Below are 14,986 nucleotides of genomic sequence, written 5' to 3' on the forward strand. Positions count from 1 at the left end.
CTCGTGCGCGTCGATCTGCGGTCATCAGATGCGCGGCAGCACCGTAGTAGCCGTCATGCTTCGGCATACTTTCATCGCTGAAATGATTGCGCTTAAGCTCACGGAATATCGTCGACCTGCAGCGCTTCAAAACACACGCCATCTCGTCGACAGGGACTTTAGCGTGTCTCCAACGTTCTATTCTGCGTCGTTCTGTGATACTCAACTGCGTATAAGTCGTTCCCATGTCGATTCCTCTCGTCAGATAACATACTGTTTTCTAACAAGAGTCGCAGTTGAAGGTAGCGCGCACCAGGCTACACAGAAAAATCGCATAATGATAGTTATGTAATAATATCTTACAAACCTGTTTCCGTAAATGGTTTCTCCGCGCTTGGGTATATTCCCTGAGCGCGGAGAGCGTGGTTAGGGATTAGAACGTTACTTGAACGCCCAGTCCGATTTCGCGTGGCTGTACCATCGTTGCTTCATAAGCTGCGAGCGCACGGCCGTAGCGCATGCTAGTAACCGCATCTTCGCCGAAGACGTTGTTCACGTAGCCGTATAGCTCGACGTTGTCGCGCGGTGTGTAGACGATCCGCGTATCGGCGACTGTATAGGCCTCGATCTCGCTCGCTTCGGTGTTTTCGTCATCCGAATAGTAGGAACCGGTGTAACGCAGGTTGCCGCTTAGCATGATGTCTTCATGGACCTGCCAATCAGCACTCAGAGCAAATGTATGGCTCGGTGCGCTTCCGAAGCTGTTACCGCTGTAATCGCCCTGTGCGCTGGTAAATTCGTCGGTTTCTGTTTCCAGAAGACCAAGGTTACCTCTAATTGACAACACATCGCTTGGTTCAAAATCAAAGCCAAGCTCTAGCCCGTAGGAATGGGCTTCTTCAGCGTTGACAGTGACCGCTTCAAAGACCCCGTCCACCGCTTCTGACGTCACATAGCGCTGCATATCGTCAAATTCGGTGTAGAAGAGGTTGGCAGTCAGACCGAGCCGATTGTCGAGCACCTTCGTACGCGCGAAGATCTCGTAATCAACCGAGGTTTCTTCGTCAAATTCGACCCATTGTTGCGAAGATAGTCCGAGCGTAACACCACCGGGGTTGTAACCTTTTGACACCATCGCACCGACGGTCGTGCTGTCATTCACGTCATATGCAACCGTGAGCTTAGGTAGCCAAGCCTCGAAGGTTTTGTCATAGTCCACATCTTCGGCCGCATAAGGGCTTGATCCCATCCGTTGTACCCGGTCGTTCTGGTACCGAAGTGATCCACCGAGATACAACCGATCGGTCAGACGATAGTTGACCTCTGCAAATATACCGACACTATCCTTTTCATCGTCAAATAGGGACAATTCCGTGCTTGTCCGAGTCGGAAGGTTAAGAGTTTCGTCGCTTGTTGTGTGCGATGCGAATACCCCGACAACACCGCTGAATGTTTCCGTCTCATCCCCTAAGGCAAGGCGAGTTTCGTTCGAAACGTTGTTTTGATCGATCTCGGCACTGCCTCTAGCTTCTGGCGAAGTTGTCCGCGTTGTTTGCATCGCTGAATACTGTAGCTGGTTCGTCAATGTGACGCCGCTATCAAATTCATAGCTTAGATCATGAACAGCAGTATCTGTGATCTGACCCCAGCTTGGGTTGCCAGTGACGATGCTCTCATAGTCGGAATAATCTTCGGTTGCTGCTTCCCACGTCGGACGGTTGCTGTCGGAATGAGAATACGTGAATTGCGTGCTAAGCTGCTGCAATTGGGAAGGTTCCCACAAAAGCTTAACCCGTGCGGTTGTAGACCTGTGATCCTGATCAGTATCGCCCATCGAGAACGCTGGATTTGTGTAGTCGATGAAATTCTCTCGCTGGGTGTGGTCCAATGTGAACCGTGCCGCAACATCCGGCGCAATCTGGCCAGACGCCATAAGCGCGGCACTGCGCCGTCCACCGCTACCGGCCTCAAGCTTTACCGCGCCTTCGTGTGTGAATGACGGATCAGCCGTTTCGATAACCAGCGCACCCGCGATGCTGTTTGCACCCTGACTGACGGTTTGCGGCCCACGGAAAAGCTCGACGCGTTCAACGTCCCAAAGTGAGGTCGTCGCATAGACCAGTTCATTATAGCTCAGGTAATGACCATCAACGTTCACAGCCAGACGCGGTGCGGTGCCACCAAAGAACGCGGTCGCACCCGAGTTCGGGCCTTCGCCATCTTGGCCGCGCACTGTAGGCGTCCCGCCCTGTCCACCTTCGGCAGGAAGCGTCACGTTAGCCAAACCACGGACCACATCGCTGACAGAGTCGGCACCTTTAAGTGCGTCGATTTCGTCCTCTTCAACAGCTGTGACCGAGGAAGCAGTACGCTGCTGACTGCGTGTCATCGTATCGCCGGTGATGTAGATGGTTCCTAGTGAATAGGCCTCTTCGGGGCCGTCTTGCGCTAGCACTGATAAAGGTGAGATTGCGCAAATCGCTACAATACTTACACCGCCGAGCAATCGCGCGGTTCGCTTCTGTTCCATTCGTTACCCCTTGCAATGGTCTGGCTGGCTTTGAATGGCTGGCAATGTTTGTGAAATACCTGCGTGCGTACACGCTATTCGTTGTTTGGCCACGGTATCTCCGAAGTTCAAGAGGCAACATAATAATTGATAAAAATAGTCGGAATGTGACCATTTTCACACCACACTCTCAAGTTGCGGCTGGGAATTATTAATTACCTGACTGTTATAGTAAATTATATCTTGAAGGCCCCCGGACACTCTGGCATTGTTCAACTAGGCAGCGATGCCCCACACGGGGCCATTCTCATTGCGTCGCTATGGCGCGCGTAGAGTGAAGTAGCAAACCCACACATAAATTCGCAGCCGAAGGCGCATTGCGCGATCGGCATTTCCGTGAACAGGGCGCGCAATGCATGCACTCACCTATGAAATTGCGCGCAATACTGAGGCAGTTACATGACTTTGCCATTCCAAAATGCGCGTTCGACTGAAGGGACGCCAGCCATTCCAGATCAGCCATTCGCGTTTCGCAATAGTGACGGTGTGATTTGCGCCGCCGGGCCTGCGCAGCCAATTGCCCGCGGCGATGATCAAACCCTTAGCGACCGCGTTGGGTCTTTCTTTAATGGCGCAGATGACGGTGCTTTGTTGGGTGGCGCGCTGCCCTTTCATAAGTCCGAATTCGACTATCTATGGCAGGTAGATCACGCCGATAAACGTTGGCCAGGGGATCAACCAAAAGCAAATATTCAGGCGCTGCCCGCGACAGTATCCCGCCCACGTTCCCAGCCCTCACCTCAGACCTATATGCAAAGCGTTTCTCAAGCGCTTGATATTATGCGGGCTGAAGAACAGCTACCGCAGGGGTTGAACAAAGTTGTCTTGGCCCGCACTTTGATGTTGGAACAGGCGCATGATTTCGGAATCGCTGATGTCTTGGCCAAGCTGTCCGAAGACCCGTCTGTCACCGCGTTTCAAGTCGCCTTGCCAAACGCAGCGAATGATACAGCGCCGCGCCACCTTGTTGGGGCAACGCCAGAACTGCTGATCCGCAAAAACGGCACCGCAATTCTGTCACATCCGTTGGCTGGTTCGGCGCGTCGCCAAGATGATCCGGCGGCTGATGCCGCTGCTGCGGAAGGTCTAAAAAACTCGGTCAAAGACCAACGTGAACATGCGTTGGTCGTTGAATATATCCTTGATACGCTGGGGCCTTATTGCGTTGAATTGGGTGCGCCTGATGGGACCACGCTAACCACGACACGTTCGATGTGGCACCTTGGCACAATGATCAAAGGCGTCTTGAAAGACCCCGATACTCCGGCGGTCGTTTTGACATCAAAGCTGCACCCAACGCCTGCTGTTTGCGGGATGCCTTGCCAACGCGCGGCCAATCTTATTCGCGAGCTTGAACCTGTGCCCCGCGATTTTTATGCGGGTGCTGTGGGCTGGTGTGATCGATATGGTGATGGCGCATGGTATCTGGCGATCCGTTGCGCTGAATTATGCGGTACACAAGCGCGGCTATATGCCGGCGCAGGAATTGTACTGGGTTCTGAACCGCAGCTAGAGGCGGCTGAAACCGGCGCTAAATTTGGAGCGCTCCTCGCTGCGCTTGGCTTGCCGCGTGACGCCGCATTGCATGACCTTAACTAACCCCAAGGATAAACCACCCAATGGCACTTCCCGGAATTCCGTCCTATCCATTACCAACACAGGACGCTTTGCCAACTGCACGCGCACCATGGACATTCGCGCCCGACCGCGCTGCGCTGTTGATCCATGACATGCAGCGTTATTTCTGCGCCCCTTTTCCACAGGACGCAGCACCCCTGCCCGACATCATCCGCAATATTGCGGCACTGGCCAGCGCTGCGCGGGCCAACAACATTCCGGTGTTTTACACCGCGCAAGAGGGCAACCAACTGCGCGCTGATCGCGGTTTGCAGGCGGACCTTTGGGGGCCGGGCATGTCGACACGCGACGAACATCAGCAGATCGTGCCGGAACTGACCCCGGCGAACGAAGACATCGTTCTGGTCAAACATCGCTACAGTGCGTTTCAGCGGTCGAACCTTGAAACGCTGATGCGCGCGCGCGGTCGTGACCAACTGCTGATCACTGGGATTTACGCCCACATCGGCTGTCTCGCGACCGCAGCCGAGGCATTTCAACGCGATATCCAACCGATTGCGATTGCAGATGCCCAAGCAGATTTTGACGAACCACGTCATGAAATGGCAATGAACTGGGTGGCGGGTTGCTGTGGCGGCGTGGTTTCAACCCAAGATGTGCTGGCCAACATGCCAAAGGTCGCCGCATGCGCCTAACCGGATTTGAAGGACGCAGCGCTTTGGTCACAGGCGCTGCGGGTGGCATTGGGCTTAAGGCCGTTGCGCTACTGCAAGCCGCAGGCGCAAAGGTCGTCGCCACCGATACCGAAGCCGCAATCAACGCAGTACCCGTAGATCAACGCGCGCTGGCGGTCGATTGGCTACCCTGCGATCTGCGCGACGCGCAGGCCGTTGCCCAAATGGTTGCCCAAGCCGAAGCGGCCGTTGGTCCGATTAGCCTTGGCCTGCATACCGCAGGTGTCTTGGGTATGGGGCCTTTGCTGGAAACCAGCACAGAGGAATGGCAACGCGTCCAAGACATCAACCTGAATGGCAGTTTTCATGTCATGCAGAATTTAGGCAAACGTCTGATCACGCAATCCAACGCCGCCTTGGTGGTGGTCAGTTCCAACGCCGCAGGCATTCCCCGCATGAACATGGGGGCCTATTGCGCGTCAAAGGCGGCGCTGACCATGTTAACACGATGCCTTGGGCTTGAACTGGCAGAACACGGCGTGCGCTGTAACGTGATTGCACCCGGTTCAACGCTGACCCCAATGCAAACGGGCATGTGGCAAGACGACGAAGGCCCCAAGCGGGTGTTGGCAGGTGATCTGGAGAACTATCGCACTGGTATTCCGCTGGGCAAACTGGCCACCCCTGATGATATTGCTAGGGCCGCGATGTTCCTGTTGTCCGAGGAAGCAGGCCATATCACAATGGCTGATCTATATATCGACGGCGGGGCAACGTTGCGCGCTTAGGCGGGCAATGCGACTGCCGTTAACACCCCTGCCCTGCATGGGATTAGCAATGGTTTGATCATGCGGCCCGCTGGCCAATCTGGCGCAAGGTCGCATGTCAGCCGCAGATGCGGTGCGCCTTTCGGATCCGCGCACAGCTCTGCCGCGTCAAAATCAAAACGGCGGTTGATCAATGGGCTAAGCGCCTTAAACAGGCTTTCCTTGGCCGAAAATATCAGCGCGACCCACAAAGGATCAGCGCCAAACGTGACGCGTTCGCGCTGGGTCAATGCGACCGGAGCAATCTCTTGGGCGATTTGGGTGGTTAAATGCTGTTCGATATCGACGCCAAGACCACACCAATTGGCGGCATCCCCAACCATTGCGACTGAACGGTCCGCGCAATGGCTGATAGAACCGCGCAGCCCTTTGGGCCAATCCGGCGCACCATCTGGCCCACGCCCAGCAAAGCACGGCAATCCGGTCAGACCTTTGCCTGCCGCCGCCGCTGCCAAACGCCCAGCATCGTGCTGCGCGGCGCGGCGCTGGCGCCCGCCCCCCGATTGTGGGGCGGACGTATAGTCAGCTGATCGCATCTCGATCCGGCACGCGGGCAAAGCCACACGCAACTGATCAAGACCGACCTGCCAATCATTCTGCGCTGACTGCGCCTTAGCCATTCTTCCGCGCGTCGATCAACGCGGACCACGCATTCAGCGTTGGGTCTTTGGCAAGGTCTTCAAAGCTAACGGTGATGCCCCGTTCTTTTAGCTCTGCCGCCAATTTCATAACGCGCAATGAATCCAGCCCGTAATAAATCAGGCTTTCCGCCGGATCGATGGGGCCTTCGTCTTCGATCAGCTTTGATACCCGCGATTCCAACCAATCGAAATCAGTCGCCTCAGTCGTTGTTACAGTCACGTTCGTGTCCTTCGTCATTGAGTTTCTAGAATTGTGTCGCGCAAAACGCGTTTGTTGATCTTGCCAACAGCCGTCAAAGGCATTGTTTCAACAAAGATAAAGCGGTCGGGAAGTTTGTATTCCGCAACGCCCAACCCCATCAGATGGCGGCGTAATTCAACCGGGCGCAACGGATTGCGGGTCACCAAAACCGCGCAACCACGTTCGCCAAGCCGGGCGTCAGGCTGGGCAACCAAAGCCGCCTCAAGCACCTCTGGATGGCGTAGCAGCAGACCTTCGACCTCTTCTGCGGCGATCTTTTCGCCACCACGGTTGATCTGGTCCTTTACCCGGCCAACCACACGCAAATACCCGTCCGCATCACGCTGCACGAGGTCACCACTGAAATAGAACCCTTCGGCATCAAAAGCGGATTTGTTATGTTCGGGGCTCCGGAAATAACCACGGAACGTATATGGCCCGCGCACCCACAACTGGCCGGGTTCACCAACCGCGCAATCATAGCCGTCAGCGTTGCGCACGCGCACTTCGTCATGTTCCGAAATCGGGCAGCCCTGCGTGGTAAAGATGCGTTCCTCGGGGTCATCAAAGCGGGTGTAGTTCACCAGCCCCTCGGCCATGCCAAAGACCTGCTGCAACTGACATCCCAACAATTCCGGCACCTGACGCGCCAGAGCTTCGGCAAAGCTCGCACCGCCAACCTGAAGCAACTCTAGACTGGCTGGCGGTGTCTTGCCTTCGCGCACGGCCTCTAGCCAAAGACCAACCGCAGATGGCACCAATGCCGCCACCGTAACGCCATGCTGTTCCATGATATCAAAACACAGGCTTGGGTCTGGGTTATCGGCCATCACAACCGTACCACCCGCAAAAAACACACCAAGCGCACCCGGCGAGCTCATCACATAGTTATGCGGCGCTGGAAGCGCGCACAGGAACCGGGTTTGCGGGGTCAACGCGCATATTTCGGCACTGGCACGCACGGAATAATCATAGTCGTTATGCGTGCGCGGGATTAGCTTTGGCGTGCCGGTACTGCCCCCCGAAAGCTGGTAAAACGCAACGCTACCAGGATCGAGTTCGGGCAATTCGGCGGTTTCAGCGACTTCGGGCGCCATCCATTGCTGTAAATCAGCCCTCGGATCGGCATCACCAAGATAAAGACACAGCTTCAGCCCCTTTGAAATCTCGCGCAGTTCCGTTTCAAAGGCATCATCCTTGAACAAGGCATGACCCCGCGACCCGATGAACAATGTCGGCTGTAGCTGTTCCACATAGGACCGCAACTCGAGCGCCCGGTGATTAAACAGCGCATTCACAGGCATGATGCCCGCCTTCAATAGCGCAAAGAACGTGATGTAAAATTCCGCGCAGTTCGGCAATTGAACCACAGCGCGCTCACCGGGCTGCAGACCTTCCGCCAACAACCGAACAGCAAGAGCTGAAGACATGTGATCAAGATCGGCATAGCTGATCGCCCGCGCACCGCACTGGATCGCGCTGGCGCCGGGGCGGGCCTGGACCTGATAGTGCAACCCATGCGTTAGCGGCTTGTCGATCCAATATCCTTTTTGCCGATAAAGTTCCGCCAGATTTTCTGGCCAAGGGGTGAAATCAGTCATCGCGTATCCGGTTCTTTTCGAAGCAGCCTGTACCCGCCCCGATATTTATCTTCGTCCAAATCCAACGCGTCAGCCGGCCGTTTTTCTAGAACCGACAACAATTTCAACATTTTACCGGCAATTTGTAAGGCGTGCGGATTCCACAGGTTGACGTGCTCTAATACTTGAGTATTTATGTCTGGAATTGTCAACGGGTGATTGCAGATGTACGAACTAACCGCGATGCAGGCCGCCTGCTGGGTCAATGGACACGCCAAAGGCGAGGACGAAAAAAGCCCCTCGGCCCATCTATATGTCGAACTGGACAGCACCGATAATCAGCCCGCCTTGGACCCCGATCGGCTGTCTGTTGCGGTTTCTGCACTGATCGCCCGGCACCCGCAGCTGCGACTTGCGGTCGATGCCCAAGGGCAGCCCAGCATCGCCGAACCATCTGCATTGCACCGCTTGCACTTCAACAATCTGCACGGGCTTGATCCTTTGGGATGCGACGCCGCCCTTGCCCGCATCCGCGATGAAAAAACACATCAGCGGCTTGCCTTGGCAAACGGCGAAGCATGCGAATTCACGCTGACCCAATTGCCCGAAGGGCGCCATCGGCTGCATATCGATATCGATATGGTCGCCGCCGATCCGTCGTGTTTTCCCTATCTGATGGCCGAACTCGCGCAGCTGTACGAGGCCGGGCCAGACGCCCTGCCCGATGATGCTGGTGATTTTGCGGCCTACCTGCAGGCGCGGCGCAATGACCCTGCGCGCACCGAAAAAGACGCCGCCGCGCGTGATTTCTGGAAGGTCAAAATTCCGAAGCTACCGCAAGAACCCAATCTTCCCGCCCCCACAGTTTCACCACGTGACCGTGGCACCAACACGACCCGGCTTGCAGCCACGCTTAGCCCCGAGCAATCCGCCGATTTCGTGACCTTGGCCCGCGCGTTGCGGGTGACACCATCGGCGCTGGCGCTTGCTGTATTCAGCCAAGAACTCGCCAAAGCCTGCGCGCAACCCGCGCTGCGATTGACCGTTCCAATGTTCCACCGCGCCGACTGCGCCACGACAGTTGGTGATTTCGCCGATTTCACCTTGCTGGGGGTCAAAGATACAGGCGCGGATCTGGGGGTTCTGGCGCGTACTGTGCAAACTGACCTGATCCAAGCCGTGACACACGCCGCCCGCCCCGGCCCGCAGTTGATGCGCGATCTCGCGCGTCATTTAGGCAATGTGCCGAATGCACCCGTTGTGTTCACCGCTGGCTTTGACCACGAACTTGGTTCGATCCTGCCCGAAAATGCCGCCAAAACGCTTGGCGATCTTGTCTGGAGCGTTTCACAAGGCCCCGGCGTGGCCCTAGACGCACAGATCGCAAAGCTGGGCGATCAGATCCTGATCAACTGGGATATCCGGTTGGATCTTGTTGACCAAGAATGGATCGAACAGCTGTTCAACGGCTTTGTTGCACGGCTTCGCACATTGCTGGCAGAAAACGAAACGGCCGCAAACAGTCAGCCACTGTCGCAATTGCAGCGCGCCTATATCATGGGCCGCGACAAGGCGCTTCCGCTCGGTGGTGTCGCCATGCAAGAGGTCCGTTTGTTCCGCGGCACACTTGATGTGCCACAGCTACGGACCCGGCTTGATACGCTTTGCGCGGCCTATCCCGCACTGCGCGCCCGCGTGAACGCAACCGATCTGCGGCTAACGTATTTGCCGCAAGTACAGTCACCCATTGAGGTGCGCGATCTTAGCGCCGATCAAACCGCAGCAGCACAGCTTGACGCGTTTTGGGATAAATTCGCGCAAACCCCCTGCCCGCTTGATGGCGCGTTGTGGCAGGTATGTGCGGTCCAGATGCCCGAAGGCGAACAAGATGCCGTCGCCGTCAAATTCGACGCAATCGCGCTGGACGGCCCCGCAATCGCGCAAATCTGCACAGAGATGTTCGGGCACGAACCACTCGTACCACAGAACCCATCAAAGACACCTGCAGCGCCCGCGCCCCAACAACGGGCCGACGCCGCCTATTGGGCCAAGGCGCTGCAATCCGTCGAAACCGCGCCGCGCCTGCCTTGGCGCACGCCGCTGCATCAGATCGAAACCTCGCGCTATCGCCGTAGCACCCGCCAGATCGACCCTACCCAAAAACGCCAACTGCGTCGCGCTGGGGCAAAGGATAAGCTGTTTTTGAATAGCTTGCTTAGCTTTGTGGTGCTGGACGTCTTGGCGCGTTTCACCCCAGACATGCGGCTTTGCGTTGGTTTGCCAACCGCGCCCGCGCTTGAACAAACGGGGCTAGGCAATCGGTCATCCTTTATTGCCGTGGACCATGACGCGCGCATTGGCACGCCTCTTGAACGGGCCGCTGCGCTTCAAACCCAAACGATGGAAGGGCTGTCGCATATGGGGTTCGCTGGCGTCGATATCGCGCGCCACCTGCTGTCGCAAACCCAAGAACCGCTTGCCTTGCCCGTTGTCTTAACCAACGGGCTGAACTGGGTAACGCCAAATGGCCAGATGCAAGAGGTCGCCGGGCAAACGCAAACGCCGCAAGTCGCGCTGGATATCAGATTGATGAACGCGCCGGATGGCGGGATCGAAATCGCCGCCGATTATGCAGAAAGCGCGCTAAACGCCGATACGATCAACACCATGCTTGATGCGATCACAGCCACACTTGTCGAAATCTGTGACCAAGACACACTCTGCCTGCCTGTTGTGCCCGCAAATCAGCCGGACCAACAGCCGGATATTCCCGACCCTGTCGCACACCTACCCAAGATCGCCGCGCATCTGCGTGCCGGGCAAGGCACCGCGCTGATCCAAGGCGAAACACAGCTTAGCTATGCAGACCTGCATACGCGCGTCAAAGCAATCCTTGGCGGATTTGCCGAACGCGAGGTTCATGCGGGTTCAGTGTTGGCGATCCATTTGCCGCGCGGCATTGACCATATTGCGCTTCAACTCGCAGCATCGCTTGCCGGGGTTATCTGGGTGCCGCTTGATGAATCGGCCCCCACCGAACGACGAGATTACCAGCTTGCCCGCTGTGCGCCCGCGCTTGTTGTTTCAAACGATGATATCGCTGACTGGCCCAGTATCCGGCCCGCCGATCTGGCGGCACCGGGCGGTGCTTTGCCATCAGACACTGTGCTTGCTGAACGCAGCCTGACCCGCGAACCCAGCTATTACCTGTTCACATCGGGCACCACCGGGGCACCGAAATGCGTCGTGCTAAACAACCGTGCGACGGCCAATGTGTTGGAACAGTCGCTCAATGAATGGCAAGTCGGGGCAAGTGACGTTCTGATGTCGGCCACCCCGCTGCATCACGACATGTCACTGTTTGATATCTTTGGCGCGCTTAGCGCGGGTGCCACGCTGGCCATGCCAGACATCGGCCAAGACAAAGACGCCATGGAATGGGCTAAGATCGTCGCCCGTCATAAGGTGACGATCTGGGTGTCAGTCCCGGCCATCCTTGAGATGCTTTTGGACAGCGTGCGACCCCAACAGCTGGGTTCTTTGCGGCTGATCGCGCAGGGCGGTGACTATATTAAGCCTGCCCAAATTGCCCGCCTGCGTGAACTGCGCCCGGATGCACGGCTGTTTTCGTTGGGTGGCCCGACAGAAACAACGATCTGGAGCATCTGGTACGAAATCGGGTCTGAAACCGGGGCGATTCCATATGGTCGGGGGCTGAAGGGCGCTGAATACCTGATCTGTAACCCCGAAGGCGAACTTTGCCCAACTGGTGTTGTCGGGCGCATCCACACAGCGGGTGATTGCCTGTCGCTTGGGTATCTTGATGACGGCAAACTGGTATCGACAGATTTCGTGACCTTACCGGACGACAATGGCAATCAGCGCCGGGCCTTCCGCACAGGTGATTTGGGTCAATGGACGCCCGAAGGGACCATCTTGTTTGCGGGACGTGTCGGCGGCTATGTCAAAGTCCGCGGCGTCCGTGTGTCGCTTGGTGAAATCGAAACGGTGCTGGGCGATCACCCTGCGCTGCGCCAAGCGATGGTCGTTGATATCGCATCCGCCGATGGCCGCGAGACAACGATTGCGGCACTTTGTGTCGGACACGATGACGCCCAGACGAACCCCGCCGAATTACGGACCTACATGCGTGACAGGCTTCCGCAATCCCATCTGCCTGATCGGTTCATGCTGGTTCCCGCTTTGCCGCTTTCGGCGAATGGCAAAATTGATAGGGCCGCCGCGCGGCGTTTGGCGAACGAACGCCCGACAGCCCCGGCCGCACCAAAAGTGGCCGAACCGGATCAGAATCTCGTCAACCGAGTGCTCGGGATCTATCTTGAACACTTAGGGCCGCACGAAAGCGCGACCGCAGACAGTACCTTGCTTAGCCTTGGCCTGCTGCCGAACCACCTCGCGGTTATCGCGACCGCAATGAATGAACGTTTTGGAAGCAAGCTTAGCCCAGCACAATTGCTTGGGGCACGCACAGCACGGCAAGCCGCCGCGCTGATCGTACGTCAGCCAGCAATCTCTGCGACTTAAGGCGAAGGAAACCCAATGTCCGCCCAACCAACCGCTGCGCCCTGGCTTGATCTGACGCTTGCCCAATTTGATTTCTGGGAAGAATTCCGGCTTCACCCAGATCGGCCGCTTTCAACGGTGGCCCACTGCACCATCATCGAAGGACCGGTGGACGAGGCCGCGTTGATCGGCGCATTAAATCAGCTTGCGCAGGAAACCGATGTGCTCGCGCTGCGGTTTCGCGATGGGCCAGACGGGCCGCGCCAACAGATTGATCCCGCGCGCATCCCAACGGTGCATTATCACGACCTGACATCTGAAACCGACCCCGAAGCAGCCGGGCGTAAAATGATGGAAGCCGACATCGCCAAACCGATTGATCTGGAACGCGATCAGATTTCCGCGCTTTGGTTGTTGAAATTTAGCGGCACGCGCTGGCTTTGGTACCTTCGTGGTCATCACATCATGCTTGATGGTTACGGCGTGTCCCTTATCGAACGCCGCGCTGCTGCGCTTTATGCGCAGGCGCTTGGGCATCCGGCTGATTTGGGTGCCTTTCAGCCATTCCCGCGTTACCTCGAAGAAGAAACCGCCTATCGCGCAAGCGCCCACCATACCCGCGACCAAGATCGCTGGACGCAGACGCTTGCCGATGGTCCGGACCTGACCGTGCTAGAAAAGGACGAAGAAGACTACGGCTGTTCGCCACTTAGTGCGGCCCCCGAACTGCCGCCTACATTGCCCGCCCTGCTAAGGCAGACTGCCGAAAATAACGATATGGGCTGGCCTGATCTGCTTACGCTGCTTAGCGCCGCTTGGGTGACACGCGACCTATCCGCTGATGGTCCGGGCCTGCCCGTTTGGCTACCGTATATGAGCAGGTTCGGCAGCGTCAGCGCAGAAATCCCTGCGCTCGTCGTGAATATTTTGCCGCTGATCGTCACAAACGTCGCTGATGAAACGCTGGGCGATTACCTTGTGCGGATGGGCAAAGTGCTGCGCAAACTGCGGCGCCACGGGCGGTATCGGGTGGAACAGCTTGCCGCCGACCGTGGCCTGAAAGAAGGGCAGCGGTTCTTCTTTTCGCCGTTGATCAACGTCATTCCATTTGATCCACCCCAATTCATCGGCTGCACGGCAGAACGCGAAGTGCTGGCCGCAGGGCCGGGTGACGGGTTTAACCTCACGTGGGGCGGTGCCTCGAATGCTGATGGGCTGGGCCTTTGGATTGATGCCGATCCCGCATCACAGGCGCAATTCACTGCCAGCACCATTGATCTTGTACCGTTTATCATCCGGGCCTGTGCGGATGGCGCGTTTGATATGCCGCTTGCAGAATTGCTCCGGCACGCGGCACCTGCCCTGCCCATAGCTGCGCAAAAGAAATCAACACCAATCAGGCCAATCGCTGGCCGTTTAGAGGGCGCATGAAACGTCGTTCATTCATAACCAGCAGCGCATGTGCCGCAGGCGTATTTATGTTGCCGACTACTGTTCAGGCAAACTCCGGTTGGCCGCGCACAGTCACCAATGCAGACGGCAGCGAAACAATCCTGCAGTCACAGCCGAAGCGGATACTTTCAACCTCTGTCACGCTATCAGGCAGTTTGCTGGCCATCGAAGCACCGCTTGTCGCCAGCGCCACAACGGTACGCGGTGACTACTTTGGGCAATGGCAGGATATCGCAAAGGAACGCGGCGTTGAAAAACTGTGGCGTGCAGGTGCCGTCGACCTCGAAGCCGTCTGGGCCTTTGCCCCTGACCTGATCGTTGTGTCCGCCAGCGGCGCAGATTCCGCCCTTGCGCAACGTGCCGCGCTTGAAGAAGTCGCACCCGTTCTGGTGTTAGATTACGGCGCGATCGGCTGGGAAGATTTGGCAGGGCAGCTTGGCCAAGCCATCGGTCACGAGGCAGAGGCCAACGCGCTTCTCAGCCTATTCGCAACCGAACTGCAAACCACGCGTGCGCAGCTTCAGCTCCCCCAAGGGCTGACAAATATCATCAGCTACAACGGCCCCGGTGCACCCAACCCGGTCGCTACAGCGGGTGGCGTACATGGTCGATTGCTGAACGCGCTTGGGTTCCAGCTCGAAGATCCGCCGCGTAGCTGGCAAAGCGCCAATACACCGCCCGCCGCCGATTTCATCCGCGCAGCCTATGAACATCTGACCGAACTGACCGCGCAGACCACATTTGTATTGGCGGGCACGGATGAGGACGCGCAGCGGTTGCTGGATGATCCAATCCTGAGCAACCTGCCATCGGTGCAACTGGGGCAAGTTTACGGGCTTGGGCGCAATTCCTTCAGGGTGGATTATTACAGCGCCTCGGAAATCGTCGCCGGCATCGCACAACGCTTTGGCCGGGCCTAAA

At 57.1% G+C, this 14,986-nt stretch carries 11 protein-coding genes; 6 read left to right on the forward strand and 5 right to left on the reverse strand.

What is annotated here, in order from left to right:
• The coding region (locus CLV80_RS18305) for a helix-turn-helix domain-containing protein (protein WP_165793376.1) at positions 1–226 on the reverse strand (226 nt) is incomplete at its 3' end.
• Positions 227–412: 186 nt separating this feature from the next.
• Positions 413–2,509 carry a TonB-dependent receptor gene (locus tag CLV80_RS12045; RefSeq protein ID WP_106358191.1) on the reverse strand — a complete coding sequence of 699 codons (2,097 nt, stop codon included), beginning with the start codon at positions 2,507–2,509 and terminating at the stop codon, positions 413–415.
• A gap of 438 nt (positions 2,510–2,947) precedes the next feature.
• Here CLV80_RS12045 and CLV80_RS12050 point away from each other — a divergent pair, with 438 nt between their 5' ends.
• From CLV80_RS12050 to CLV80_RS12060, 3 genes are read left to right on the forward strand one after another with little or no spacing between them, the layout of a single operon-like run.
• Entirely contained in the window at positions 2,948–4,147 is a 1,200-nt protein-coding gene (locus tag CLV80_RS12050; RefSeq protein ID WP_106358192.1) for an isochorismate synthase, read from the forward strand.
• Between the two features lie 20 nt (positions 4,148–4,167).
• On the forward strand, positions 4,168–4,821 hold the full coding sequence (locus tag CLV80_RS12055) for an isochorismatase family protein (RefSeq protein ID WP_106358193.1): 654 nt from the start codon (positions 4,168–4,170) through the stop codon (positions 4,819–4,821).
• Positions 4,812–5,588 carry an SDR family oxidoreductase gene (locus CLV80_RS12060; RefSeq protein WP_106358194.1) on the forward strand — a complete coding sequence of 259 codons (777 nt, stop codon included), beginning with the start codon at positions 4,812–4,814 and terminating at the stop codon, positions 5,586–5,588. Before CLV80_RS12055 ends, CLV80_RS12060 begins: the two co-directional genes overlap by 10 nt.
• Here CLV80_RS12060 and CLV80_RS12065 read toward each other — a convergent pair.
• Genes CLV80_RS12065 through CLV80_RS12075 form a run of 3 tightly spaced genes read right to left on the reverse strand, consistent with a single transcriptional unit; the run spans position 5,585 to position 8,110 of the window.
• On the reverse strand, positions 5,585–6,247 hold the full coding sequence (locus CLV80_RS12065; protein WP_106358195.1) for a 4'-phosphopantetheinyl transferase family protein: 663 nt from the start codon (positions 6,245–6,247) through the stop codon (positions 5,585–5,587). The two genes, CLV80_RS12060 and CLV80_RS12065, sit on opposite strands and share 4 nt — an antisense overlap.
• Positions 6,240–6,488: a phosphopantetheine-binding protein gene (locus tag CLV80_RS12070; protein ID WP_243394539.1), complete on the reverse strand. Its 249-nt coding sequence runs from the start codon at positions 6,486–6,488 to the stop codon at positions 6,240–6,242. Before CLV80_RS12070 ends, CLV80_RS12065 begins: the two co-directional genes overlap by 8 nt.
• Positions 6,489–6,502: 14 nt before the next feature.
• The gene (locus CLV80_RS12075) at positions 6,503–8,110 is read right to left on the reverse strand and encodes a (2,3-dihydroxybenzoyl)adenylate synthase (RefSeq protein WP_106358197.1); all 1,608 of its coding nucleotides are present in this window, start codon (positions 8,108–8,110) and stop codon (positions 6,503–6,505) included.
• 204 nt (positions 8,111–8,314) lie between these two features.
• Here CLV80_RS12075 and CLV80_RS12080 point away from each other — a divergent pair, with 204 nt between their 5' ends.
• Genes CLV80_RS12080 through fepB form a run of 3 tightly spaced genes read left to right on the forward strand, consistent with a single transcriptional unit; the run spans position 8,315 to position 14,985 of the window.
• Positions 8,315–12,634, forward strand: coding sequence for an amino acid adenylation domain-containing protein (locus CLV80_RS12080; protein ID WP_106358198.1), 4,320 nt, complete (start codon positions 8,315–8,317; stop codon positions 12,632–12,634).
• A 15-nt stretch (positions 12,635–12,649) separates the two neighbouring features.
• Positions 12,650–14,044 (forward strand): condensation domain-containing protein, encoded by a 1,395-nt coding sequence (locus tag CLV80_RS12085; protein WP_106358199.1) that lies wholly within the window; start codon positions 12,650–12,652, stop codon positions 14,042–14,044.
• Positions 14,041–14,985, forward strand: a complete 945-nt coding sequence (gene fepB / locus CLV80_RS12090) for a Fe2+-enterobactin ABC transporter substrate-binding protein (protein WP_106358200.1) — start codon at positions 14,041–14,043, stop codon at positions 14,983–14,985. Before CLV80_RS12085 ends, fepB begins: the two co-directional genes overlap by 4 nt.
• Position 14,986: the final 1 nt, after the last annotated feature.

The sequence above is a fragment of the Yoonia maritima genome, assembly GCF_003003285.1.
Taxonomy (GTDB): Bacteria; Pseudomonadota; Alphaproteobacteria; order Rhodobacterales; family Rhodobacteraceae; genus Yoonia; species Yoonia maritima.

Bases quoted from the DNA above. Each gene is read 5' to 3' on its own strand.
- CLV80_RS12055 (WP_106358193.1), top strand. From the start codon at position 4,168: ATGGCACTTCCCGGAATTCCGTCCTATCCATTACCAACACAGGACGCT.
- CLV80_RS12045 (WP_106358191.1), bottom strand. From the start codon at position 2,509: ATGGAACAGAAGCGAACCGCGCGATTGCTCGGCGGTGTAAGTATTGTA.
- CLV80_RS12060 (WP_106358194.1), top strand. From the start codon at position 4,812: ATGCGCCTAACCGGATTTGAAGGACGCAGCGCTTTGGTCACAGGCGCT.
- CLV80_RS12065 (WP_106358195.1), bottom strand. From the start codon at position 6,247: ATGGCTAAGGCGCAGTCAGCGCAGAATGATTGGCAGGTCGGTCTTGAT.
- fepB (WP_106358200.1), top strand. From the start codon at position 14,041: ATGAAACGTCGTTCATTCATAACCAGCAGCGCATGTGCCGCAGGCGTA.
- CLV80_RS12075 (WP_106358197.1), bottom strand. From the start codon at position 8,110: ATGACTGATTTCACCCCTTGGCCAGAAAATCTGGCGGAACTTTATCGG.
- CLV80_RS12080 (WP_106358198.1), top strand. From the start codon at position 8,315: ATGTACGAACTAACCGCGATGCAGGCCGCCTGCTGGGTCAATGGACAC.
- CLV80_RS12085 (WP_106358199.1), top strand. From the start codon at position 12,650: ATGTCCGCCCAACCAACCGCTGCGCCCTGGCTTGATCTGACGCTTGCC.
- CLV80_RS12050 (WP_106358192.1), top strand. From the start codon at position 2,948: ATGACTTTGCCATTCCAAAATGCGCGTTCGACTGAAGGGACGCCAGCC.